The 26,282-nt window shown below is 46.0% G+C and carries 18 protein-coding genes; 10 read left to right on the top strand and 8 right to left on the bottom strand.

Going from position 1 to position 26,282, the window contains the following annotated elements; genetic code table 11:
• The first annotated feature begins 18 nt into the window (after window positions 1-18).
• From G5B00_RS01295 to G5B00_RS01285, 3 genes are all read left to right on the top strand, one after another.
• Window positions 19-1,029: a DUF4973 domain-containing protein gene (locus tag G5B00_RS01295; RefSeq protein ID WP_163871433.1), complete on the top strand. Its 1,011-nt coding sequence runs from the start codon at window positions 19-21 to the stop codon at window positions 1,027-1,029.
• A 120-nt stretch (window positions 1,030-1,149) separates the two neighbouring features.
• Window positions 1,150-2,802: a family 43 glycosylhydrolase gene (locus G5B00_RS01290; protein WP_163871432.1), complete on the top strand. Its 1,653-nt coding sequence runs from the start codon at window positions 1,150-1,152 to the stop codon at window positions 2,800-2,802.
• Between the two features lie 29 nt (window positions 2,803-2,831).
• Window positions 2,832-3,812 (top strand): glycoside hydrolase family 43 protein, encoded by a 981-nt coding sequence (locus G5B00_RS01285; RefSeq protein WP_205966243.1) that lies wholly within the window; start codon window positions 2,832-2,834, stop codon window positions 3,810-3,812.
• A 106-nt stretch (window positions 3,813-3,918) separates the two neighbouring features.
• Here the strand turns inward: G5B00_RS01285 and G5B00_RS01280 are convergent, their stop codons facing one another.
• The 8 genes from G5B00_RS01280 to G5B00_RS01245 all read right to left on the bottom strand — a co-directional run bounded on the left by G5B00_RS01280 (window position 3,919) and on the right by G5B00_RS01245 (window position 16,874).
• Complete coding sequence (locus G5B00_RS01280) at window positions 3,919-5,025, bottom strand: glycoside hydrolase family 105 protein (RefSeq protein ID WP_163871431.1); 1,107 nt, start codon at window positions 5,023-5,025, stop codon at window positions 3,919-3,921.
• 48 nt (window positions 5,026-5,073) lie between these two features.
• Window positions 5,074-6,216 carry an Ig-like domain-containing protein gene (locus G5B00_RS01275; protein WP_163871430.1) on the bottom strand — a complete coding sequence of 381 codons (1,143 nt, stop codon included), beginning with the start codon at window positions 6,214-6,216 and terminating at the stop codon, window positions 5,074-5,076.
• A 67-nt stretch (window positions 6,217-6,283) separates the two neighbouring features.
• The gene (locus G5B00_RS01270) at window positions 6,284-7,765 is read right to left on the bottom strand and encodes a glycoside hydrolase family 105 protein (protein WP_205966242.1); all 1,482 of its coding nucleotides are present in this window, start codon (window positions 7,763-7,765) and stop codon (window positions 6,284-6,286) included.
• Window positions 7,766-7,784: 19 nt separating this feature from the next.
• Window positions 7,785-8,906 carry a glycoside hydrolase family 130 protein gene (locus tag G5B00_RS01265; protein WP_163871429.1) on the bottom strand — a complete coding sequence of 374 codons (1,122 nt, stop codon included), beginning with the start codon at window positions 8,904-8,906 and terminating at the stop codon, window positions 7,785-7,787.
• Between the two features lie 39 nt (window positions 8,907-8,945).
• Entirely contained in the window at window positions 8,946-10,052 is a 1,107-nt protein-coding gene (locus tag G5B00_RS01260; protein ID WP_163871428.1) for a glycoside hydrolase family 105 protein, read from the bottom strand.
• A 28-nt stretch (window positions 10,053-10,080) separates the two neighbouring features.
• Window positions 10,081-11,472, bottom strand: coding sequence for a sulfatase (locus G5B00_RS01255; RefSeq protein ID WP_163871427.1), 1,392 nt, complete (start codon window positions 11,470-11,472; stop codon window positions 10,081-10,083).
• Window positions 11,473-11,510: 38 nt separating this feature from the next.
• Window positions 11,511-13,526 carry a RagB/SusD family nutrient uptake outer membrane protein gene (locus tag G5B00_RS01250; protein ID WP_205966241.1) on the bottom strand — a complete coding sequence of 672 codons (2,016 nt, stop codon included), beginning with the start codon at window positions 13,524-13,526 and terminating at the stop codon, window positions 11,511-11,513.
• A gap of 21 nt (window positions 13,527-13,547) precedes the next feature.
• Window positions 13,548-16,874: a SusC/RagA family TonB-linked outer membrane protein gene (locus tag G5B00_RS01245; RefSeq protein ID WP_205966240.1), complete on the bottom strand. Its 3,327-nt coding sequence runs from the start codon at window positions 16,872-16,874 to the stop codon at window positions 13,548-13,550.
• A gap of 341 nt (window positions 16,875-17,215) precedes the next feature.
• Here G5B00_RS01245 and G5B00_RS01240 point away from each other — a divergent pair, with 341 nt between their 5' ends.
• From G5B00_RS01240 to G5B00_RS01210, 7 genes are all read left to right on the top strand, one after another.
• Window positions 17,216-18,304 carry a family 43 glycosylhydrolase gene (locus G5B00_RS01240; protein WP_240894343.1) on the top strand — a complete coding sequence of 363 codons (1,089 nt, stop codon included), beginning with the start codon at window positions 17,216-17,218 and terminating at the stop codon, window positions 18,302-18,304.
• Window positions 18,305-18,313: 9 nt separating this feature from the next.
• Entirely contained in the window at window positions 18,314-19,429 is a 1,116-nt protein-coding gene (locus G5B00_RS01235; protein ID WP_163871425.1) for a glycoside hydrolase family 43 protein, read from the top strand.
• 143 nt (window positions 19,430-19,572) lie between these two features.
• Window positions 19,573-20,853: a Gfo/Idh/MocA family protein gene (locus tag G5B00_RS01230; protein WP_163871424.1), complete on the top strand. Its 1,281-nt coding sequence runs from the start codon at window positions 19,573-19,575 to the stop codon at window positions 20,851-20,853.
• 99 nt (window positions 20,854-20,952) lie between these two features.
• The gene (locus G5B00_RS01225) at window positions 20,953-22,347 is read left to right on the top strand and encodes a DUF1080 domain-containing protein (RefSeq protein ID WP_163871423.1); all 1,395 of its coding nucleotides are present in this window, start codon (window positions 20,953-20,955) and stop codon (window positions 22,345-22,347) included.
• 21 nt (window positions 22,348-22,368) lie between these two features.
• On the top strand, window positions 22,369-23,784 hold the full coding sequence (locus tag G5B00_RS01220) for a Gfo/Idh/MocA family oxidoreductase (protein WP_163871422.1): 1,416 nt from the start codon (window positions 22,369-22,371) through the stop codon (window positions 23,782-23,784).
• A 201-nt stretch (window positions 23,785-23,985) separates the two neighbouring features.
• The gene (locus tag G5B00_RS01215) at window positions 23,986-25,632 is read left to right on the top strand and encodes an FAD-dependent oxidoreductase (RefSeq protein ID WP_163871421.1); all 1,647 of its coding nucleotides are present in this window, start codon (window positions 23,986-23,988) and stop codon (window positions 25,630-25,632) included.
• A gap of 102 nt (window positions 25,633-25,734) precedes the next feature.
• Complete coding sequence (locus G5B00_RS01210) at window positions 25,735-26,274, top strand: gluconate 2-dehydrogenase subunit 3 family protein (protein WP_205966239.1); 540 nt, start codon at window positions 25,735-25,737, stop codon at window positions 26,272-26,274.
• Window positions 26,275-26,282: the final 8 nt, after the last annotated feature.

Here is a 26,282-nt window from a genome sequence, read left to right as displayed (position 1 = left end):
ACTTTAAGTTCAAAAATCATGAAATATACATATATACTGTTTTTAGCAATGACGATCGGCATTTTTGGCCTGTCGTCCTGCAACAACGAATGGGAGGATGAGCAATATGAGCAACTGGTATCTTTCAAGGCTCCGCCCAATACGGAGGGAGTCAGCTGGACATACGTCCGCTACAAACCGGACGGGAAGGTGACATTCAACCTTCCTGTGCTGATCAGCGGATCGACGCCCAATACCGAAGACCGTACCGTACGCGTCGGATTGGATCTGGATACACTCTACATACTGAACCGGGAGCAGTTTGGCGAAGAGCAGGAACTTTATTATAAAGTTCTGGAAAGCAAATACTACTCGATACCGGAGACGGTTACTATTCCTGCAGGACAGAGTCAGGTAAATATTCCCATTGAATTTTCGTTGGCAGATATCGACGAGTCGGACAAATGGGTACTCCCTTTGCAGATATTGGATAATCCATCGGGCAATTACCGGGTCAATCCACATAAGCACTACCGCAGGGCCATGTTGCGCATCGCACCGTTCAATGACTACTCCGGGGGGTATGATGGTGCACTGTTTGAGATTATTCTGGAGGGCAATACGGAGGGTACGGCACTCAATGTGGAGACACACCGCGCATATGTCGTAGACGATGAGACAGTCTTTTTCTATGCCGGGACACGGAATGTGGACTATCCGGATCGTAAAAACTATAAGGTATTCGTCAGGTTTACCGATGAGGCTATCGACAGTCAAAAGAAAAAACTGGAAATATGGAGCGATAATGCGGACAATAATAAGTTTGAGGCCAGTTCAGAACAGCCTTATTACACCATGGAAGAAGATTATTCAGATATTACCAAGCCTTATCTGAAGCGGATATACATTACGCTTTCGCTGGGTTACAAGTTTGAGGATTATACGTCTGTGCCGGGTCTGCGGCTGAAGTACGAGACCAGGGGCATGTTGTCCATGCAGCGCGATCTGAATACGTTGATCCCGGACGAGGACCAGCAGATACAGTGGTAAAATCAAAAACGAAAGCGTGACGGAAGTTACGGATTATGGAAGTGATGACACACAGTTTACTTTCATAGTGCTATCAGCAATGTAGCAGCCGTCACTCTCACAACTATAAAGTATACAAACATGAACAAACTATTAACCCATATTCTTGCTTTACTGATGATGGCTTTCGCTACGGGGGCTTGTAAAGATAAAGTGCTGAGTGATGCGCCGGCAGAGCTGACCAGCTTCTCTGTCGTGGATCAGAATGGAACGAATCACGATCTGAGCGTCAATACGAGGAAAAGCACGGTCAGCAACCGGGAAACATTCCCGACCTATGTCAATCTAGCCAGCCTGGTGCCACAGTTTAAGCTCAATCGTGCAGATGCCGTGGTCAAGATCAACGATGTGCAGCTGCAAAGCGGCAAAGGGCAGATCAATCTGACTGATGATCTGATCTGTGACCTATACGTGGGCGGCTCGAAAGTACGTTCGTACGTCATCCGGATTACAAAAGAAGGTATGGCGAATACGTTCCGCTCTTTTGGTTTTTCAGATCCTATTATGGAACAGTTTGGCCTGACCATAGACGAGGCAACGGGCGAGATCTACAATACGATCGCCATTCCCAAGAATGTCAATATTACGGATTTGCAGCCTGTATTCACGTTGTCCGAGACCCAGTCTGCTGTCAAGGTCAACGGCGTGAGGCAGGTGAGCGGTGTACAGCGGCAGGATTTTTCCAACCCCGTTGTATATACCGTCGAAGGCGAGGACGGTTCATCAAGGACATATACCGTACGTCTTGAACAAGGAGATTTCGTAGCCATCAAAAATCCCGTTATGGCCGGAAGTTATGCGGATCCTACGGTAATCCATGTTGGTAATGAATTTTACACCTATGTGACATCGGGTCGCGTGAGAGGGTACAGGTCATCTGATCTGATCAACTGGAGAAGTATCGGCCCGCCGAGCGAGGTATTTACGACCAGACCTGTCTTTACTGCTGATGCGAACCAGAATGACGTAGGTATGTGGGCACCGGATATCAACCACTTTGACGGTAGGTATGTGATGTATTACTCCTTGTCGGCCTGGGGCGGCGGAGCGACCTGTGGTATCGGTGTGGCGGTTTCGAACAAGCCCCAGGGACCTTTTGTACCTCCGGCAGGCAATACGAACGGAAAACTGTTTGTAAGTTCCGAAATCGGGGTGCACAACTCTATCGACCCCTGCTTTTATGAGGAGAACGGCAAACGATATCTGTTTTGGGGCAGCTTCTTCGGTATGTACATGACCGAGCTGACGGCCGACGGTATGCAGATCAAGGATATGAACGCGAAAACCAAAGTGGCGGGCGATTCTTTTGAAGGAGCGTATGTACACAAACGGGGCAATTACTACTACCTGTTCGCTTCAGCAGGGACATGCTGTGATGCGCTTAACAGTACCTATAGAGTCGTGGTGGGGCGATCTACAAATCTGGCAGGGCCCTATGTTAATCGTGACGGTGTAGATATGAAAGATTTCAATGTGCGGTATAACAGTATACCGACTTACAATCCTATAGTACTGCAAGGAAACGAGACCTTTGTGGGCCCGGGACATAATGCACGTATTATAACTGATAAGAATGGTGTAGATTGGATGTTATATCATGCCTATGAGAATGTAAACAATACCGTGGGCTCACGTAATTTGATGCTGGGTAAAGTAAATTGGGATAGTGACGGTTGGCCTAAGGTGGATAATGGAACACCTTCTGCAATTTTGACAGAAATGCCAGTGTTTTAAAAACATAATGTATAAATAAACCTAGTTTCATGCTTAGTAAATGTTTTGTTTTAGCGGTTGCATTGTTTTGGTCCTGCCAAAATAGTAGTAATTCGAAGATGCTTCCCGAACAAAAAGAGGAGACGTCGTCGGTAGTCGAGATCATAGAAGATAGACTACCGATAGCGGATCCCTATGTATTATATCACGATGGTTTATATTATGCCTATGGAACCAGAGTCAGTGGGTTTGAAGTTTATATATCAAAGGATTTAAAACATTGGAAACGTGGAGAGAAGTTGGCTTTATCTCCATCCGATTCTTGGGGCGACCGGTGGTTTTGGGCTCCAGAAGTGTATTATGTGGAGTCAAAAAATAGGTTTTACATGTTCTATTCCGTGGATGAGCATATTTGTGTAGCCTCATCGAACCGACCGGAAGGGCCTTTTGTGCAGCAGGAGAAAAAACCTATTGTCAGTGAAAAAGCTATTGATACCAATCTCTTTATTGCTGAGGATGGTACTCCGTACCTTTACTTTGTACGTTTCACAGGTGGTAATGTGATCTGGGTGGCAGAGATGGGTGAGGACCTAACTGATATCAAACTAGAGACTTTAACGGAATGTATCCGTGCCCAAGACAGGTGGGAAAGAAAGCAAGGAACGGTTGTGGAAGGGCCATCTGTGCTGAAGCGTGGGGATATGTACTATCTGATATATTCTGCCAACCATTTCGAAAGTAAAGATTACGCCGTTGGGTATGCAACAGCCACATCACCCAAAGGGCCTTGGAAGAAGTACGAAGGTAATCCCATTTTACACAGGGATATGCCTGCAGCTTTCGGAATGCTGGGTACAGGGCATGGCGCACCTTTTGTCACAGCTGACGGTGGCTTCAAGTACATTTACCATGCGCATGCAAGTGAGAATAGTGTAGGGCCACGCACGTCTTATATAAATGACATGGAGCTTTCAGCGGACGGAGTTATTCGCATTGTCGGCGATGTTATTCGTCCTGTAGTGGTGAGGTAATCGGTATTTAGCGTTTCCTCTGTAAGCATATTTAAACTAACAAAACAGCATACAGCTTTATAGCTGTATGCTGTTTTGTTTTACGAAGGGTTGGAAAAGACCCTCCTTATTTTTCCAGTAAAGCGTTGACGCACCACAGGTAAGGGAACTGTCCATGAAAATCACCTTTCCTGCGCGGACGGTCATAGTAGTACTGTTTGTCGTTCTTTTTGTTCGTACCTATACAGACTTCTGATACGCCCCCTTTTTCATCCACATAATCTACTAATGCCAACCAAGCCTTGCGGGCAGCCGGTGCATATTCATTTGCATTCAACCATCCTTGTTTGACGCCGGTGATAAACGCGTATGCAAACATAGCGGAACCCGATGTCTCGGCCCAACAATCAGTTTCGTCGATCAATTGGTTCCACATACCATTTGGTTGTTGGTATTGCTTCAGGCTTGCCATCATCTTGCGGTACCCTTCTAGGATACGTGGGTGATAGGGGCTGTCTTTTGGTAGATAGCGGAGCAGTTCGGTCACGCCCGCAGCCATCCAGCCATTGCCGCGTCCCCAATAGAAAGGTACGTCCGGCGCATGGTAGAAAAGACCGTTCGGACGTTGCAGCTCGTCCAAATAAAGCACCATCTCTTTTGCCGCGCGGTCGATGTATCTGCGGTCACCTGTCACTTTGTACGCTTCGCTCTGTACGATCGTGATCATGTACATGTCGTCTATCCAGAGACGTGTCTGCCATGAAAAGCCCTTGTCTGCCCAAACTTTCTCCTCCGCCTTGGCATCTGCCGGAACTTGCCATTGGGTATCTGCGTAGGGGAGTCCCAGCTCGAAATAACGTTTGTCAGCTGTCATCCGGTAGAGTGTAAGCGGGAGGCTGCCGAACATATTCAGGTCGACATGATTCTGAATCGGCAACAGTGCCTTGTCTTTGTTGAACAGCAGTTCGAAACGGTTTTTTAGGTATCCGGCAAGCAACTCGTCCTTGGTCAACTCCGCAAAATTAAGCCCGCTTTTCCAATAAAATGTTTGGGGATAGCCGATCCATTTTCCGGCGTGCAGTGCATTGTTCATATACACGAAGCGGTAGGCGATAAGCCTGCCTATCTCTTCTGGTGTTTTACCTTTAGGGAAGTCCGTTAATAGGTTTTTCTGTGCAACGCTAAGCTGAAAACAGCTTAGCGCTAATACGAATAGGATTGCTCTTTTTGACATTATATTGAGTTTTTATTTGATGTTTCGCTTGCTATTGTTTACGTATGCCTATTGATTGCCCAGGTAAATCTCCGTAAGCTGTGCCGTAGCCCCTTGGCTCATGGATTTCCAGCACTCGTCTTTCTGGCACCAGAACCGGATATACCTGTAATTGGAAGATGGAAACACAATATTCGGAGACTCGACAACTGACTCGTTCGGTGCATCGGTCACTTCAATGTCTGAAGCTATGGTAGTCCAGTTTTCACCATCATTGCTTCCTGACAGGGTTTCGATTATGTAATAACGGAGTTGAGTGAGACCGGGCACATGTCTGATCCTGAAATAGTTGACTTTTCGCGGTTTTTGCATATCTATCGTGAAGGAGATAAAACCTCCATTCTCCTTGGATGGAACGCTAACACCGAAACTGGATTTGCTTGGTCTTACTAAAGCCAGACGACTATTCTCATTCCCGTCTATAGCATGTTCAAGTTGATTGCCTTCTGAAATACTAGGGAGCGGATTTTGCGAAGCTGATACGGTCCATCCGGTACGGTCGTAGTCTCCTATATGATCGGCTTCCGTTACGGTCACGTTGATCGTGGCAGTCACCTCGGGTACCTGTACGGAGGTGATGCTGATCGTTGTCGTTCCCTGGCTGACGGCCGTTATCGTACCGCTTTGGTTTACGGTCGCGACATTGGGGTCAGCGGAACTGAACGAGACAGTCTTGTTGGCAGCGTCTGCCGGTAGGACCGTTATCCGAACGGCAATATCCACGGTAGCTCCTTCCTGCAGCTCCACGTCCGGATCGCTGATAGCGATCTCGTTGGTAAGGACAGGAGGTTTGGGGTCTACCGTCAGCGTGAACTGATCTGTTTGTCCATCGACGATCACTGTTATAATGGCTGTGCCTGCATCATGTGCAGTCACTAGACCTTCTTCGTCTACTGTGGCTATTTTTTTGTTGCTTGACGAAAATATCATCCTTTTGTTTGCAGCATTTTCAGGTAGGATAGTGACTTTGTCCGCGATATTTATCGCGTCGCTTCCGGCCTGTACGGTTATTCCTTGTTTCAGTGATTCGGCTATCTTTACACTTTGTACACGGATCGATGTAGGTTCGACGTTTTCGTCTTTACAGTTTATCAATAACGATGCCCCGAATACAACGGTGATCCAACAGAGGGCTAATGTGAATTTTTTCATGTTATTTGGTATTTAGTTAGTTTTAGTCATGCTATATGTTTCATTTCCGGCCTTGAAAAAAATGTGTTTATAAATCCGCGGCTAGGGCATAGGCACACCACAGCATGGGTGCCTGTCCGTGCAGGTCGCCGACATTACGTTTACGGTCTACATAGAACTGATAACTGCTGTTTTTATTCGTGCCTTCGCAGACGTCCGTAATGTTGTCATCGTTGTTTATATAAGTCAAGAGGGAAAGCCATGCTTTGCGGGCGGCCGTGCCATATGTTACTTTGTCGAGCCAGCCTTTTTTGACACCTACGATCATTGCATAGGTGAACATGGCCGTGCCGGATGTTTCTTTCCATAGTTCGCTCTTGTCGATCAATTGCCGCCACATACCGTCTTCTGCTTGGTATTGCAGCAATGTAGACATCATCAGCTTGTAGGCATTTTCTATTTTTGGTCGGTCGGGGTTGTCTTCAGGAAGTATTCTCAACAGTTCCGCTATGCCCACGGCCATCCAGCCATTGCCGCGTCCCCAGTAAAAAGGTGCATCCGGTGCATGGTAAAACAGTCCGTTGGGGCGTTGGATCTCATCCAGATACATCGCCATCTCTTTGGCAGCCCTGTCTATGTATTTTCGGTCGCCCGTAGTTTGGTATGCCTGCGCTTGTATGGCGGTGATCATGAACATGTCGTCAATCCAGATACGGGTTTGCCAGGAGTAGCCCTGGTTGTGATAGTTTTGCTGCGTCGGTGTAGGATTGGCGGGCAGCTCCCATTGCTTGTCGGCATAGTCCATTCCCAGATTAAGGTATTTGCTGTCCTTTACTTTTTTATAAATCTCCAACGGCACGGATCCGAATATATTGTTGTCTACGTGGTCGGGAGTAGGGAGGGTGGGGGCATTTGCGGAGAAAAAGGAATTGTCATACCTTGTCCGCAAATCATTGTACATTTGATCATTGTTAACGGCTTGTGCAAACCAAAATGCACCTAAGTAGGTACATACATAGGGGTAATTGACACGTGTGTTATGAGGAGAAGAACTGACCGTCTGTATGAATCGTTGGCCAAGTCGCGTGCCGACCGTCACCGGGTCAGAACCCTCCGGGAAAACCAATAGCACATCGTTCTCATGCGTAGGGATAGCGATAGTCGTTGCCTTTTCCGAGCGGTTTCCCTTGTCGTCTATTGCTACGGCCGAGATCGTATATGTCCCGTGCTGAAGTACATGGAGACGAAAAGATCCCTTGTCGTCCGAGGGTCTCATGATGTTCGTTTTAATGGCATTGGATTCGTTATCGCCCTCTTGTAGACAGGTGATCTCTGTCCGATCGACTTTGGCGGGAAACGTCCAGGTGATATGCAGTTCGTTGGCTTTTTCAGTTTTCTCTGCTTTGAGATCGCTTATTGGAGTGACAAAGGCAGGTTCTCCCTCCTTAGGCTCTTCTTTGTCGTCCGGTTTTTTTGTGTCAGGCACAGGCGCATCTGTCCCTTTACAGGCTACGGATAGGAGAGCCGCCGTGAGGAACAATGTAAAGGCTTTGACTAGGTTTTTTCTCATTATTATGTATAGTTAAACATTAAAAAGTGGTTCTCGGATCATAGATGGCTACACCAACCCGGCTGTCCGCACAACCGTAATACAGAAACCATTTGTCTTTGAAATAAGTAAGACCCTGAATAAATACGGTGCCATTTGGATATTGCCCGCTTTTTTCAAAGGATTCGGTAGGCACAAAAAAAGGTTTGTCCAAACGGTCTATAACTTTGGAAGGCGTGTTCAGATCAAATAGTACTTGTCCTGCGGCATACGTATTGGCGGTGTAATTGGTATCTCTCCCATCTCCGCCTCTGTTTTTGCCATTGTACAACACGAGAATACCATGGTCGGTCATAATAGCGGGAGGACCACATTCGGTCATGTCGCTATCAAAATATCCCTGTCTTGGTTTTACGACCAGATCGAGTTGGCCTCTTGCGTCCAATGTCGGTTTCCAGTTTATCAGGTCGTCAGAAGTGGCAATATTCATGAACCGCTCACCCCAATACATCATATATTTACCTTTGACTCGTGTAATGACCTGTTTGCCGCCTTCGATTTTGGTTACGACCGACCCCGATTTGCAGAACATGTCTTTAAATTTGCCTTGATGCGCTTTCTGAAAGGCGGGCCCGTGTTTAGTCCAATTTTTCAAGTCTCTGGAAGTCGCTACGGCCAGACGGGCTACTTTCCTGTTCCATTGTGTGTACAGCATCACATATAAGCCATCCTCTGTCACAGCTATACGGGGATCTTCACAGCCACCGGGCCATTCATTTTCCTTTTGGCTGTCTTCGTTGGGGAAAAGAATGGGTTTCTTGCTCCGCTTCATGTGGATACCATCGTTGCTTTCCGCGATACCCAACCTTGATGTACGCTTACCGATACCCATCCCGGATTTATCTTCGCCACGATAGAGTACATAGATTCTGTTGTTCTTTACTACAGCTCCCGGATTGAAAACGTCACTTGCTTCCCAAGCTACTTTTTGTTTGCTCATGGGATCAAAAAATGTGCTTTTCGGATTGGGAGAAATAATAGGGTTGGCACCTTCCGGCCGTACAAAAGGCCCTAATGCCCAATCCGGATGTTGTGCTTGGGCGAAGAATATCCCGGAAAGAAGAGCAACGGTCAGCTGCATTCGTAAAACCCTGCAATTCATATGTCTGAAGACTGATAACATACGGCAATAATACTATTTCTATTTCCCCAATAAAGCTGCCGCACACCAGAGGTATGGAGCCTGTCCATGAAGATCGCCTGCATTGCGCGGACGATCGTAGTAGTACTGCTTGTCATTCTTCTTGCCTGTACCGATGCAGACTTCGGTTACATTGTTGCGTTGGTCAATATAGGGAATCATCGCTAGCCAAGCTTTTCGTGCAGCGGGAGCGTATTCTTTGGCATCGAGCCATCCTTCCTTTACGCCCACAATAAAAGCATAAGCAAACATGGCTGTGCCGGAAGTTTCCGGCCAAAAGGCGGGTTCATCGATCAACTGATTCCACATACCACTTGGTTGCTGATAGTTTTTGAGGCTTTTCATCATTTTCAGATAGCCTTCCATGATGCGGGGGCGATCTTTGTGGTCTGCGGGCAACATACGCAGCAGGTCGGGCATACCTACAGCCATCCAGCCATCGCCACGTGCCCAATAGTAGGGTACATCGGGTGCGTGATAAAACAATCCGTTGGAGCGTTGTAGCCTGTCCAGGTACATCACCATTTCCTTGGCGGCGCGGTCGAGATATTTCTTGTCACCGGTCACTTTGTATGCTTCGCCCTGCACGACGGTAATCATGTACATGTCGTCGATCCAGAGACGTGTCTGCCAGGAGAATCCTTTTTCTGCCCAAGCTTTTTCTTCTGCTTTGGCGTTTGCAGGTACTTCCCATTGTGTATCGGCATAGGACAGTCCCATTTCCCGGTAGCGTTCGTCTTTTGTTATCTGGTAGAGTTTCAGCGCAAGGCTGCCGAACATATTGTAATCCACATGGTTCTTGGGAGGGAGCAGTGCTTTTTCTGTTGTGAAAAAGGGTTCGAATTTGTCCTTTAGGTGCTTGATAAGCTTCCGGTCATTCACTTTGAGGGCATAATCCAATGCCCCGTTCCAGGTACACACTTCGGCATAATGGATCCATCTGCCTGCATAGAGGTCATGTCTGCCATTTATAAAATGATAGGCCAATCGTTTGCCAACCTCCTTTGGCGTAGATTCTTTTGGAAAACGGGTCAATACATTTTGCTGTGCAAATGAAAACTGAAAAGCACAGATTGTCAATAACAGTAAAAATGATTTTTTAGACATAGAGGTTTGTTTTGATGAGTTAATAAGTTTAAAATGTCGTATCCATATTTACACCCTGGTCTCCTTGTTCTTTCATCCAGTTATGCAAATGTTTTGTATAGCGTTTGATTACATTTTGGTAGGCGGGAATATCAGCAAGATTATGCAGTTCGTCCGGATCTTTTTCCAGATCGTAAAACTCTACAGCAGGTTTGGTCGATATCCGCTTGGTCAGGTGGGCGGCTTGGCTGTTGTGTTTGGCTGTTGCTGTCCAAGACGTCCATACCAATTTAGGATCTTTGTTGTTCATCATCCATTTGATGGAATATGTGGCATCGGGCAATAAATTTAAAATTAACTTATAACGGTGGTCGCGTACACTACGCATAGGATATGCCGGACCCTCCGGGATATTATTGTGGATACCGAATGCCAGGTCCCGGTGCGGTTTCTCCGGCTTCGTGAGCACCTGCTTAAAGCTTTTTCCATCCAAGCCGCTGATTGCTTTGCCTCCGGCGATATCGACAAGGGTAGGGGTGATGTCTTCGTATTGTATGATCGCGTCTGTCTGTACCTGTGCCTTCACTTTTTCCGGCCATCGGACAATCATCGCACTTTTCTGTCCGTAATCGTACAGGCTCCATTTCCCACCGGGGAATTGTGGCCCCTGCTCACCCAGAAAAATGACGATGGTGTTTTTGTGTTGCCCCGTCTTTTCCAGCATCTGCATGATATCGCCCACCTGATTGTCCAGACGTCTGACCTCGGCCAGGTATTTGCAAAACTCTGTACGGCTTCGTTCGGTGTCTACCCAATGGCCCGGCAATACCAAATCGGATGGATTGAATTCACTCGGATCTCCGACTGTCCAGGGTGCGTGTGGATTGTTGCTCATGATGAAGAGGCAATAGGGTGACCCTTGCATGATGTAGTTTTGGACACTATCTAAAAAATAGACATCTGTTCTAGACACACAGTTCGGCTCGAAACCGGCTATGATATCGAAGGGAAAGACAGCTTTGGGTTTTGTCATATGGTCTTTTCCGGTAAGTCCTACCCGATAGCCTAAATCTCCAAGATAGTGTACGACACTTTTCAGTTCGTCGTGGACAGGCTTATGGTTTTGATAGGCACCGTGCCGTGCGGGGTATAAGCCTGTCAATAAGGATGCCCGTGTGGGGATACACATCGCTTCGGAGGCTATCATCGAATTGAACTTTAACCCTTCGGACGCAAGCCGATCGATGTATCTGGTCTCTAGGTTTTTTCCACCATAACAGCTGAGCTGTCGCACATCGAGATCGTCCGCCATAATGATGATAAAGTTCGGCTTGTTGTCTTGATGCTGCCTGTCGCGAACCTGTGCCGATACCTCCTGCGATATGGTACACCATAGAAATATGGTAAGCAAGGCTGAAAGAAGTGTACGCGTATCTATCATGTTTTTAATGTTTGTACTATGTGCATAGCCATAAAAAGCTATCCTCCTGTGTTGTCTTCGTCAGCGATGGCCTCTTCCCAGGTTTCCCATTTGGGTGTAGCCGGATCATAGCCGTCATAACCATAGTTTTGCGCCAGTCTTCCTTTACTGTTTGCGGTAATAGAGGCACTAAAAATCGGCCAATATATATTCTTTTTGTCCATTGTATAGAGAATGGCGTTTTTGCCTGTGGCGTCCACGATAATGGGTGTATTGTATTTGTTGTAAAAACTGTGATGAACGATGCGCTGGTACCAATAGCTTCCGCCATTCGGGTCTGTACCTTGCTGCTTGTCAAAGTTGTCCACGTTGTAGGTGTTGCCCCATTCATCTGGTTTGCCGCTACGTGCCAGGCAAAGTGACACACGGGTCAGTTCCACATTACGCCATTCTTCCCAATACAATTCACGTGCGCGTTCGTCCATGATATCGCCAATCGTTACTGTACCCTGATACAATTCGGTGCATTTTGCTCTTTTTCTTATTTCATTTACATCATCGGCTGCACCGGCTGCGTCACCCAGATAAAATTTGGCTTCTGCCCGCAGCAAATAGGCCTCTGCCAGACGGTAAAGGTACCAGTCGGCTATGCCCCCGTTTGTAGCTCCCTGGTAGCCATTGGAATTTATATTGGCTTCATTCACGGGATCATCCAAGTAGAATTTATAATGAGGGACATCAAACCAACGGCGGATCGTGTCGCTGCATAATTCGTTGCCGCTGTCATCTCTGAGTGTAAGCGGATTCCCAAACTCGGAAGAGGCTTTATTATTGACGCGGTAATCTTCCATCCGGATCCAGTTGCCTACGGCTGAGCTGTGGCGCAGATCGGTTTCATCCATCCTGCCATTGACTTTCCATAGGTCATGCGTCTGAAAATAGGTAGGACGCCAGGTAGCGATTCCACGTCCCATTGCCCGCATATAGTCGTACTGCGGATTGTAATCGGCATGACTACGGGTTAGATTTAAGAGGGCCTGCTTACCATCTTTTGTTTTTACCTTGGTGTCAAAGAGGAAAGGGTATAGGATACGCATCGTCACCATTTTGGTAAAGGATTCTTTGTCTGAGCCACGATTGGGAATACCGAGGATGACCTCTCTATTGGCGGCAATGAGTTTGTTTTCTGCACGGTGCATATCCCAGATAATGTTGCGTGTAATAGGCCATGTTCTTGGTTCTCCACCATCGTTGAAAGTGCCGAAGCTGTCGCCCGTGATGAGCGCATAACCCGATTGATCAATCAGGATATCCGTTTGTACTTTTGCTTTTTCAAACTCGCCCAATGCGAGGTAACATTTGGTGAGCAACATGCGGCAGGCTCCTTTATTGACCATACCCCTCGACTTCATTTCGCTTTGTTCGGGTACCCACTCCACGGCCTGTTCCATATCTTGGGTGATCATTTGCAGAATAGCATCACGCTTGGTGCTACGGTAGTTTAATTTGGGTACCTGTGCTACCTTGGTAAGCAAAGGAACATCGCCGAATTGGAATACGAGATTCAGATAGCGGAAGGCACGGTGGAAATAGGCCCTCCCTTTATACATATTTTTAGTCTCTTCGTCCAATGTCTCGATATCATCTACATATTGGATGACGGTATTCGCTTGCATGATGACGTAATAGGTTTCGTGCCAAAAATGCCAGATGCTGTTCGTTTGGGACAGGCTTTGGAACAACCGTTGGTCACTGCCGATATCTAAGCTCGTAGGGGTAAGCTCATTGGCCATATCGGAAAGCATTCTGGCCCTATCGGTCGCCGCAGAAACCATGAGATCGGAAAACATATATTCTGTTCCGATCGGAAGCAGTTCTCCATGATCGGCAGCATAATATAATTTGATGTGGCGATCACAAAATGCCAACACCGACTGTAACCCTTCTTCGGTGGTAAATGTAAGAGCCGGTTCGTAGAACGATAAGGGATCGGGTTTCAGAAAATCCTTTGAACAGCTGTTGAAAAATATCGTGCCGCCCATCATCGTAAGCAGGGCGAGGGCTATCTTTTTCATATCAATCATCATTAAAAGCGTTTATAAAACTAAATTTAGTCCCAATGTATAGAGTCGTGGTGCCCAGGCTGATGGATTATCGTTGGCATGCCAGGTCTCCGGATCACCGTATTCCCATTGTTTGGACCAATGGGCGACATTGCGTACCGATGCGAATGCTTTCACGCGGCCTATGTCGAGCCTTGACGTCCAGCTTTTGGGCAGTGTATACCCCACGGAAATATTTTCGAGACGGATAAAAGAGCGGTCATACAATTTTGGAGCAGTTTCGGCGCCAGTAGGGCCTTTAGCTTGTATGCGTCCATATTCATTGGTAGGATTGTCAATCGTCCAGTAATTTTTAGACGGTGAATTTGCCATACCGAAAGACATTCGCCCTCCATCGTCATCGTTGTTCAGATAATAGCCCGATACACTTTTGTGCCCCATATAAGAATATATATTGACCAAGACAGTGAGGTCGTTCCACAGGGTAAACTCGTTGCGTATAGACCAATTGAAAGGTGGTGCTGTTTGTCCGAGAATCACTTTATCATTGTTGTTATAGACAGGGGTGGTCGTGCCGTCTATATTTTCTCTATCATCAGCTGTGTACAGATTTGCTACCTTAGGATCGCCTGGTCTCTGCCCGTATTTGGCAGCTTCTTCAACCTCCTCCTTTTGCCAGATTCCCGTGACCCGATAATTCCAGATGGAACTGATCGGCTGTCCGATAAACCAACCGTTTGTTTCATCATCCATTTCTTTTCCGTCCTTATAATCATAGTAAAGGTGTTTTATCTCGTTCTTATTATAGAAAAAGCCCAATGTGGTCGCCCACTTAAAATTCTGCCGGTCTATATTAAGTGTATTGATAGAAATCTCGACCCCATTATTGTTCACCTGTCCAAGATTGGTCGTAATATGGGGGAAACCCGTGAACTCCGGCAAACGTTGTTGCATAATCATATCGTGGGTCTGCATCCGATAGTATTCTATACTTCCCGACAAACGATTGTTGAGAAAACCGAAATCAAGCCCTATATTCCATGAGGAGGTTTTTTCCCATTGTAATCCCGGATTGGCCATCCGCTCGGCCATTAGATAACGCAATAGTTCGAGTTCTCCTTGGTCATTGATATAGCCATGGAATCTACCTGCTCCCGAAGAAAGGTTAGAAAGTGCCAGATAGGGGTTGTCAAGCGATCTGTTTCCATTCTCACCGTAGGATACACGCAACTTGCCGAAATTCATGATATTGCTCCATTTAAAGAAATCTTCATTGGTAAATGTCCATGCCACGGCTGCTGAAGGGAAGAAGGCGTATGGATTGGATGTGCCGAAAGCCGAATAGCCGTCCCGTCGAAAAGATGTGGTAATCATATAGCGGTCATTGTAAGAATAAAACAAACGGGCCAATAGACCATCCGCTGATTCCCGGCTGTCATTAGAAGAGAAATTACTGTCTTCCTTACTTCCGTTTTGGGTGTTGTGGAATCCTAAGGCATCGGAAGGCAAGATTCTGCGAGCTTCAATGCGGTCGCTCCAGAATTGACGTTCCTCGGCTTCTTGTACCAACGTTACATTTACACGATGTTTTTGTGCGAACGTCTGTTCCCAACTTAGTATATTGTTGAGCGACCAATCGAAACGTTTTGCCTGCTCACGGTTTACACCCCGGTCGGCAGGGTTAGAGCCGGGGAGTGCGGCGGACATAAAGTAGCGGTCGTGAAAAAACTGATAACGCGGTGAGGCATTGAAGGTATAGGTGATATTGTACGGAAGTTTTATTTTCGCATTCCATATACTGTTTAGCACTGTATAGCCTTTTTCCAATTCCAGGTATTGTTTCTGAAAATCGTAGTTATACCCTCGTCTATCATAATTATTGTCTAATGGAAACTGCAATGGATTCCCGTATTCGTCGGCATAATCGGCGTATGGGCTGTTTTCCAATGTGCTTCCGACATTCAGATCTACATTGCCATCCGAGCGGTTTTGAAAGTTGACATTTGCACCGATTTCGAGCCACTTGTTCACATGGAGATTCACTTTCATATTAGCGCGTACCGCTTGATATTGATCGCTCTTTACGACACCTTCATTATTGAGATAACCCATAGAGAGGTAGTAGTTTGCCTTTTCTCCGGCTCCGCTGACACTTGCGTTATAATCCTGATTGAACCCTGTCCGAAAGGCGTGGTCTTTCCAGTTGATGGTTTTGCCGTTCAGTATGTTTTCCAGGGCATTCCCTCCTTTAAAACCAAGGCGTTTTGCCCAAATGCTCATGTCGGATTCGTCGGCAGCATTGGTCGTGTAATTCCGCCACGTATCCAGGGATACCGTTTCCGGTAACTGGTCGGGACGCATAAAGTAACCGGGACTATCTTTATAAGTTCCTACTTGATATGCCTCATAAGCACCGGTTACGGGATTCACCCCATGGGTGTTGACGGTGAGCCAATCCTGGCGATGTTGCAGATAGTCATCAGGGCTGAATCTTTCCCGGTAAGTGCTTAGTTGTGACCAACCAAAATTGGTGGTCATATTGATAACGGGTACACCTTGCTGTCCTTTTTTTGTCGTGATGATAATGACACCATTTGCGGCCTTCGCACCATAAACAGCTGCGGCCGAAGCGTCCTTGAGGATGTCGATTTGCTCAATGTCGTCCGGATTGATTTCGGAAAGTTCGCCATAGAAAAACATACCATCAAGAATAAGCAAAGGGGTATTGTGATTTCCGGCGGTATAAACCGAACGCTGTCCACGTAGCTCCAGCGAACCTCCTCCTTTGGCCGAAGTCTCAAAACCTACCCGTAAGCCCGGTGTTCCACGTAGGATATCTTGAACCGTTTTGGGATTTTCAATAGCTATGTTGTCCGGACGGATCTGTGTCACGGATCCGGTCAGATCTTTTTTCTGCATCGTTCCGTAACCGACTACCACCACTTCTTCAAGTGCATCTACTTCACTGGATAACGATATGTCAATGACATGTTGCGTGCCGATTTCCAATTCCTGTGTTTGATAGCCTATGATGGAAAAAACCAATATCTTGGCTGTGTTGGGTACAGATAAGGAATACTCTCCCTGTTCGTTGGAAGCCGTACTGACCGAGGTTCCTTTGGCAGTGATGGTGACCCCTCCCAAGGGCGTACCTTCTGTATCGGTTATTTTTCCGCTGATTTCTCTGGACTGCTTCCAAAAGGTTTTCGTTTCAGTGGTCGTGTTGGCCATCAACATTCGATTTGGTATGCCTACCGAAAGCAAACATATAAGGCATGTCATGGACATCCATCCTGCTCTTGTCAGAAAAAAGGGATGCCGGGTTTTATAACGAATGAGTGTACGGTTTATATGTATCATTGTAAAAACAGTTTATAAGTGGAGTCCCGTAAGGGATTTTCATAAAACAAAGTTTATTAATATTTGCGGATAGAAATTGCTCAATTGTATCAATAAATTGTTGTTTTGTCTCAAACTGGAAAAACTGGAAGTAGCATGGGGTTTTTGAATGTAGCGGTGATACAAAATGAAGTTTTTTTGATTTAAAATGGCAACTTTTAGTAGAAAGCAATTTGCAAATTTGTCATTGGTTTTTGTATGGCTATGTACAACGGGACCTTAGTCTAGGATGCAATTATAAACGAGTTTGCTTATTATTTTGATGTTAAATGATTGTTAGAGTCGGCAGTAGCGATAAAAGAATGAACAAAAATAACAGATCGTTGGGATCTTTTGTTTTTCCGTTGGTTTCCTCTTGTTTGTTTCTCTCCTGTGCGGGCAGTATGGGTGGACAGGGACAATTTTCAAAAGACGTGGACCGTGAGACGTATTTTGTCAACCCTGTATTCGAACCGATTTTGGCTGACCCCACTGTTCTTAAGGATCCGGTTTCGGGAGACTTCTTTGCGTATGGTACACAGGATGACTGGGGGGATGGTGCCGGGAGCAGATTGGTTCCCGTGTTGAGATCACGGGATCTAGCCAACTGGAAATTGGTAGGTACAGCTTTTGAATCGTTGCCTGATTGGAAAAAATCGGGCGGCATATGGGCACCGGAAGCAGTCTATATGGATGGGAAGTACTTTTTGTATTATGCCTATTCTGTATGGGATGATCCCAACCCTGGCATTGGTGTAGCAAGCTCGGATAGACCAGATGGACCTTTTGAGGATCATGGTAAAATCTTTGATAGTAAATCGATCGGTGTACCCAATTCGATTGATCCCTTTGTGTGGATGGAGGACGGACAGAAGTATCTTTTTTGGGGTAGCTTTGACAACGGCCCCCATCAAGGTACATACGGTGTCCCATTGCACAAGGATGGCCTTCAGATCACGGATTCCCATGAGAAATTTAAGATCGCCGCCGGTGATCTGGAAGCTGTCGTAATACATAAACGGAATGGGTACTACTATTTTATCGGTTCGCGTGGACATTGCTGCAACGGTTCCAGAAGTACGTACCATATGGTTGTGGGTAGAGCGGACGATATGAAAGGGCCTTATCTCGATAAGGAAGGTCGTGATCTGAAAGAACGGGGCAATGGAACGCTCTTGCTCGAAGGGAATGAGAAATTTGTCGGAGTAGGGCATGGATCCCGTATCATTACCGATGATGCTGATCGGGACTGGATATTATACCATGGAATTGATGTAGCACAGGGAAAAGTTTCTAGCGGAGCCAGCAGACGCATGCTATTCCTGGACAAAGTGGAGTGGGTAGATGACTGGCCGATCATAAAAGGAGATACCCCTGGTGTCAAATCACAGAATAGACCTTATTTTAAATAATAAATTATCATGAAGAGATTATTTTTTGTCCTGATCGGGCTGGTTTTTATGGCTATGTCGTGTCACCATCGAACGGATAGCAACGCAAAGAATACAACGGAAGTACACGAATCGAACAATCCTCTGGATGTCGCGTTTGGGGATCCGTTTATTGTGTATGACGATGAATCGGACACTTACTATATGTACGGAACCGGTGGTGTGCCTAATGGTTTTAGGGCATATTCTTCCAAAGATCTAAAGAATTGGGAGGAACGTGGACAGGTTTATTCGTCAGATCAGGAAAAAGCATGGGGGACAAAGGATTTTTGGGCGCCCGAAGTGTACAAGAGAAATGGAAAATATTACCTGTTCTATAGTGCGCATTGGAAGAACAACCCCAATAACGAACTTGAAAACTACAAAATAGGCGTAGCGGTAGCGGATAGTCCCTTAGGACCATTCGAGGATATGACCGGAGCGCCTTTGTTTGATCCGGGATACCCTATTATCGATGCCAATGTCTACTTTGCCGAGGATGGTAAATTGTATTTGTATTATTCGCGATGCTGTTACAAACATGCGGTAGAGTCTGAAATAGCGACTTGGGCCCGGGAAAAAAAGATGTTTGACGAAATCGAAGAGAGCTGGATTTATGGAGTAGAGCTGGCCGCAGACTTCTCCACTGTCATTGGTGAACCGGTATTGTTATTAAGACCGCCGGTTTCGATGGACGATCAGCAGGCCGAATGGGAGAGCCGTTCGGTAACCTCCGGGGAAGTCAACCGCAGATGGACAGAAGGTTCTTTTCTTTTTAAGCATGGTGACACCTATTATATGATGTACTCGGCCAATTTCTTTGGAGGGCAGCATTATGCAGTAGGTTATGCCACAGCATCTACTCCGTTAGGACCTTTTCAAAAATCAGCAGCTAACCCTATCCTGCAAAAAAATACGGACAGCGGAGGCGTTGTTTCGGGTACAGGACATAACAGTCTGCTAAAGGATAGAGACGGAAAAGTCTGGTGTGTATATCACGGTAGAACAAACAAAACGGGTGATGATCGCCTTGTATTTTTGGATGAACTGCAGATCGAGGAGAATGGGGAACTTAAAGTAAATGGCCCTACGGTGAAAATGGATTAAGTTAATTGGCATATACAACGTTTTCGTAAATTAATTATTACGGGTTAGGAAAGGATGTCCGATATTCTTTATTTTTGGTTAGCGTATAAACCGAAATAATTAGGATTATAAATTTCTTCTGATCTGAAAAATTAAAAGCGATAATGAATAGAAAAGATTTTATAAAGATATCATCCATCTTTGCCGCCTCCTCTTTCATGCCGCTTTCCGACGTGCTTGCCAGTCAACAGGATCTCAGAGTGGGACTGATCGGTGCACATGGAATGGGTTGGGGAAATCTGAATGCTATTTTAAAGCAAGCCAATGTGCGCTGTACTGCGCTGTGCGATGTGGATGAAAATGTTTTGGCAAAGCGTAAGAATGAATTGGCAGAGCGTGGCATCGATGTCAAAACTTTTGTCTCTTACAAAGATATGCTTGAAGGAGATATAGTAGATGTTGTCATTGTCGCTACACCGGATCATTGGCACTGTCTACAATTGGTAGATGCTGTGCGGGCAGGAAAGCATGTCTATCTTGAAAAGCCTATCGGAAATTCGGTGCAGGAATGTGAAGTCATGGTCAAAGCCGTGGACAATAGTTCAAGCATTGTCCAGGTCGGCCAGTGGCAACGTAGCCAGCAACATTTTCGGGATGCGATAGATTTTGTGCACTCAGGGCGATTGGGAAAGATACGGACTGTCAAGGCTTGGTCTTATGTGGATTGGAAAAAAACAATTGTCAAGAAACCCGATACCGCTGTTCCGGAAGGGGTACATTATGATTTGTGGCTAGGGCCTGCACGCAAACGTCCGTTTAATCCCAATAGATTTCATTTTGAGTTCCGTTGGTTTTGGGATTATGCCGGAGGGTTGATGACCGACTGGGGGGTGCATATGCTGGACTATGCCCTATTGGGCATGAAGGTATCGGACCCTGTCGCCGTAATGGCGTCGGGAGGAAAATTTGCCGATCCGGACGGAGCGTCCGAAACGCCGGACACGATGAGTGTTGTGTATGAATTTGATGATTTCAGCATACAGTGGGAACATGCCATAGGCATCGGTCTCGGTCCATATGGCAGAAGCCACGGGGTCGCCTTTATTGGAGACAACGGTACATTGGTATTGAACAGGGGCGGTTGGGAAGTCATTCCCGAAAAAGGGAGAATGGAAGCCGTTGCCCTTCAAAAGCCCAAAGAGAAAGGTTTGGATGCACATATGGCAAATTTTGTGCAGGCTATTGCCAAAAAAGACCGTTCGCATCTCCATGCACCGATCCAAGCGGGGGCACATATCGCTATACTTTCCCAAATGGGCAACATTGCCTATCGGACGGGTAAAAAACTATATTGGGATCGTGCTAAACGGCAGTTTACAGATCGGCAGGCCAATAGCTATCTATTTGCACATTATCATAACGGCTATAAATTGCCGAAAGTGTAAATGGACAGAAAGAATAAAGAATAAGGACATTATAAAGTCAGTTCTTGTTCCTTGCTCTTTTATCTTTTATCAAAAAACTAAACACAAAAAAATAAACATATGAAAACCAATAGTATTTTTAAGATTTTAGTTGCCCTTGCCGTAGGTTTTGCCTCACATCAACCCTTGTCGGCACAAAGCAAAGCAGGCAACGACAAGAACTGGATCAACCTTTTTGATGGGAAAACATTGAAAGGATGGAAGACCCTTGGTGGAGATGCCCCCTATACCGTGGAAAATGGGACTATCGTCGGAACCATGACAAAAGGTACACCCAACTCTTTCTTAGTGACAGAAAAAGAGTATGGAGATTTTATATTAGAACTGGAGATAAAGCTGGAAGGTGACCGAACCAATTCAGGTGTACAGACACGGAGTCATTTCGACCCCCAAGGCAATAAAGGAAAAGGCAGAGTCTATGGTAGACAAGTCGAAATCGACCCTACGGAACGGGCATGGACGGGCGGCATCTATGACGAAGCGCGTCGCAAATGGCTCTATCCACTCGACCTCAATGAATCTGCCAAATCCGCGTACAAACCCAACGAATTCAATCATATCCGTATTGAAGCGATCGGTGATGAGATGCGCACTTGGATCAATGATGTCCCTACTTCGTACGTAATCGACACCATAGACCGGGAAGGTTTCATCGGATTGCAGGTTCATAGCATTCCGGCAGACTTGCATGGCAAGAAAGTCTATTTTAAAAATATCCGTATTCAGACGAACAACTTAAAAACGAAGCCGTTCCCCAACGATGTATTTATCGTCAACCTCAAGCCCAATAACCTAAGTCCCGCAGAACAGAAGGCAGGATTCTCCTTGTTATTTGATGGCAAAGATGCCAGCCAATGGAGAAGTGTACGGGGCGATTCTTTCCCTGCAAAAGGGTGGAAAGTAGGTGACGGTGAGATTACGGTGCTGAAGTCAGATGGTGGCGAATCCACCAACGGTGGCGATATCATCACCCGCGATCAATACGCTGTCTTTGATCTATCATTTGAGTTTAAATTGACTCCGGGAGCAAATAGTGGTGTGAAGTATTTTGTCACACTCAAAGAAAAGACAAAGGGATCCGCGATAGGCTTGGAATATCAGGTTCTGGATGATAAGTTGCATCCGGATGCCAAGATGGGCCGCGACGGCAATCGTACATTAGCCTCTCTGTATGATCTGATTACCTCAAACAAAGATGCTCGTGCCCGCAGACCGATAGGAGAGTGGAACCGTGGTCGGGTAGTCGTGTCGGCAGATAATACCGTGACCCATTACCTCAACGGCATCAAGATGGTCGAATACAAACGTGGGTCGAAGGAATACCGTGATCTGGTAGCACTCAGTAAATATAAGGACTGGGATAGTTTTGGTGAAGCTCCGCAAGGACATATCCTGCTCCAGGATCATGGAGATAATGTGTCCTTTAGAAGCATCAAGGTTAAAAAGTTAAAATAGTTCATATTAAACTGAAAAAAGATGAATCATTACCTTTCGCGTCGTAGTTTCATTAGTCGTGCCGCCATGGCCGGCGGTGGTGTGATGCTATCCAATAGTCTGCTCGGAAAAATCCCTTTTGCTTCTGCTAACGAGCGGGTAAATCTAGCTTGTGTAGGTGTGGGAAACCGTGCCGGAGCCATCATTGAAGACCTGTACAAGACCGGGCTTTGTAATATTGTCGCACTGTGCGATGTGGATATGGAAGCCCCACATACACAGAAAATTTTAAAGATGTTTCCCGATGTTCCGCGGTTTACGGACTTTCGGGTGATGTTTGATAAAATGGCCAATCAGATCGACGCTGTATCTATAGGTACACCCGATTTTGCCCACTTTGCGATCACCATGACCGCTTTGGATCTGGGCAAGCATGTGTACGTCGAAAAGCCTATGGCACAGACCTTTTGGGAAGTGGAGCTTATGATGCAAAAAGCGAAAAAGCAACGTAAGGTCGTGACACAGATGGGTAATCAGGGACACTCGGAAGCCAATTATTTCCAATTTAAAGCCTGGAAAGATGCGGGTATCATCAAAGATGTGACCCGGATCGATGCACATATGAATATGCCACGTCGCTGGCACGGATGGGATCCGAATATGAAAAATTTCCCGCAGGCGGAAAAAGTTCCAAGCACATTGGATTGGGAACTATGGCAGATGCAAACGCTCGGGCATGACTATAATAAAGATTTCGTGAATGGCCAATGGCGCTGTTGGTTTGACTTTGGGATGGGTGCGTTGGGTGACTGGGGTGCGCATATTCTCGATACCGCACACGAATTTTTGCAGTTAGGTCTGCCGACAAGTATTGACCCAACTTTTCTGGAAGGACACAACTCTTTTTTCTTTCCGATGTCGTCTACTATTAAATTTCATTTTCCGAAACGTAAAGGTATGCCGGCTGTAGACATCACCTGGTACGACGGACTGGACAATCTGCCCAAGATTCCCGAAGGCTATGGTGTGTCTGGTCTAGATCCCAATATTCCGCCGCCAAGTACAGGTAAAATCGAACCTGTAAAACTGAATCCTGGAAAGATTATATACGGAAAAGACTTAACGTTTAAAGGAGGTTCGCATGGTAGTACTTTACAGATTATTCCCGAATCAAAAGCGAATGATCTAAAGAATAAGCTTCCGGAAGTACCTAAGTCTCCGTCAAACCATTTTGCCAATTTCCTGAAAGCATGCAAGGGAGAGGAAAAGACCCGGTCTCCATTTGAAATTGCGGGACCGTTGAGTCAGGTGTTTTGTTTAGGAGTCATTACGCAACGGTTAAATAAGAAGATAGACTTTGATCCGGTAAAAAAGGAAATTGTCAACGATAAGTTTGCGAACGCATTGTTGGTAGGGCCACCCCCGGCTAAAGGCTGGGAGCAATACTATAAGGTCTAATGGGATAAATGTTTTTGCCGTTTTACCTGCCTGCTTGATTCTTTTCTTAACTAGATAAGCCGTAAAACCATTATATAAAAGCTGTAATCTCTTTAGCTTGGGGTCTGACACCTTGAGCTAAAGGGATCTTACAGATCAGGCCCTTTAATGGTCTATACCAATAGGTGCGTGATACAGCATCTTAAAAAACAATTTATTCCCATGAAACATATCATACTGTACATTGTTGCGATAGGGCTGTTGTTTTCGTACCAGGAGACCCGTTGCCATGAATACCGTGCTGACGTGATCATCTATGGAGGCACTTCGGCTGCCATCACTGCTGCTGTGCAGGCGAAGAAATCCGGAAAATCTGTCATAGTGGTGTCGCCGGACACACATCTGGGTGGGTTGTCTTCGGGTGGTCTTGGTTTTACGGACACCGGTGATAAGTCTGTCATCGGTGGATTGGCACGTGATTTTTATCACAGGGTGTACCGACACTATCAGGACAGCGTGGCCTGGCGCTGGCAGCGACAGTCAGAATATGGCAACAAAGGACAAGGAACTCCTGCTATAGATGGAAATGAGCGTACCATGTGGATATTCGAGCCTCACGTGGCAGAGCGTGTATTCGAGGATTATGTGAAAGAATATGATCTGGAGGTTCGGCGTGAGGAGTGGCTGGACAGGGAGAAGGGAGTGCTGAAAGAGGGGGGGCGTATCGTTTCCATCACGACACTTAGTGGGAACACTTATGTGGGAAAGATGTTTATCGATGCGACCTATGAGGGTGATCTCTTGGCAGCCGCGGGAGTAAGTTATCATGTGGGACGCGAAGCAAATAGTGTGTACGGAGAGAGATGGAATGGTGTACAAACAGGCGTATTGCACCATCAGCATTGGTTCAGACATGACATTAGTCCTTATGTTGTGCCGGGAGACCGGAACAGTGGGCTCTTATATGGGGTCTCTGTGGATGACCCTGGTGTATATGGTACGGGTGACCATCGTGTGCAGGCCTACTGCTTTCGTATGTGTCTGAGCAGTCATCCGGACAACCGTGTACCTTTTACAAAACCGGACAATTATAGTCCGGATAACTATGAGTTGTTGGCACGGGTTTTTGCTTCGGGTTGGAGGGAAACATTCCATAAGTTTGACCCTATACCCAACCGCAAAACCGACACAAATAATCATGGTCCCTTCAGTACCGATTTTATCGGAATGAACTACGACTATCCCGAAGCCGGTTACCAACGCAGAAAAGAGATCATCAAGGAGCATGAAGAATACCAAAAAGGACTTATGTATTTTCTGGCCAATGATCCCAAGGTACCTAAGGAGGTGCGGAACGAAATGGCAAAATGGGGATTGGCAAAAGATGAGTTCATCGACAATGGGCATTGGCCACATCAGTTGTACATCAGAGAAGCCCGTCGGATGGTAGGACAGCATGTGATGACGGAACACGATACCTTTAGCGAACGGGAGATTTCCGATCCTGTGGGTATGGGGTCTTATACGCTCGACTCACATAATGTCCAACGGTATGTGAAAGCAGATGGGTATGTACAGAATGAGGGGGATATCGGTGTAAAACCGAAAAAGGGTCCTTACAAAATCTCTTATGGCTCACTTGTGCCCCAAAAAAGGGAATGTACAAATTTATTGGTTCCGGTATGTGTCTCCAGTTCGCATATCGCGTTCGGAAGCATACGGATGGAACCAGTATTTATGATTCTGGGACAAAGTGCAGCGGCGGCGGCTTCTCTGGCCATAGATGAAGGTACGGGGGTTCAGGATGTATCTTATGCCAAGCTCCAGAAAATTTTATTGGAATGCAAGCAGGTGTTGTCAAAGCCGTAGCTGTAGAAGTTTTATATAATGAGTTTCCCCTGTCTTCCTGTTGTTTAGTCTTGTGACCAATAACTTGGAAGGACTACATGTGCTGATTTTTAAATGAATCCAATGAATAGAGATATTATAAATAGAAGGACTGCCCTTCGTAGATTATTGTATATTGCCGGAGGAACACTTTTGCTCCCTGCCTGTTATCGGAAATCAGGCAAGGTAACCATAGAACTGACCCATCTGGTTATTGAGGAGGAGCATGAAAATCTACTTGCTGAACTGGTTGAAACCATTATTCCTTCTTCGGATACACCTGGCGGAAAGGAATTGCTGTTGCATCTTTTTGTTTTGAAGATGGTGGACGATTGTCATAATCCGGAGGATCAGGAAATCTTTATAAAAGGATTGACTGCATTTTCTGCTTATGCATACGATAGGTTGGGAAGGGATTTTATACAATTGGAGCCTGACAAACGTCTTGCTGTTGTAGAGGCTATCCCGGAAATTCAGGATGAAGATATCACGCGATTTTATGCCATTACCAAACGCAGGACAATACAAGGGTATCTGAATTCGAAGTACGTTATGACCAACTTGATCAAATATGAGCTTGTACCGGGACGGTATAACGGTTATGTAAAAGTAGAAGGGGTATAATAATGAAG

Source organism: Parapedobacter sp. SGR-10 (genome assembly GCF_011030405.1).
GTDB lineage: Bacteria > Bacteroidota > Bacteroidia > Sphingobacteriales > Sphingobacteriaceae > Sphingobacterium.
This window is presented reverse-complemented; position numbering and strand designations above follow the sequence as displayed.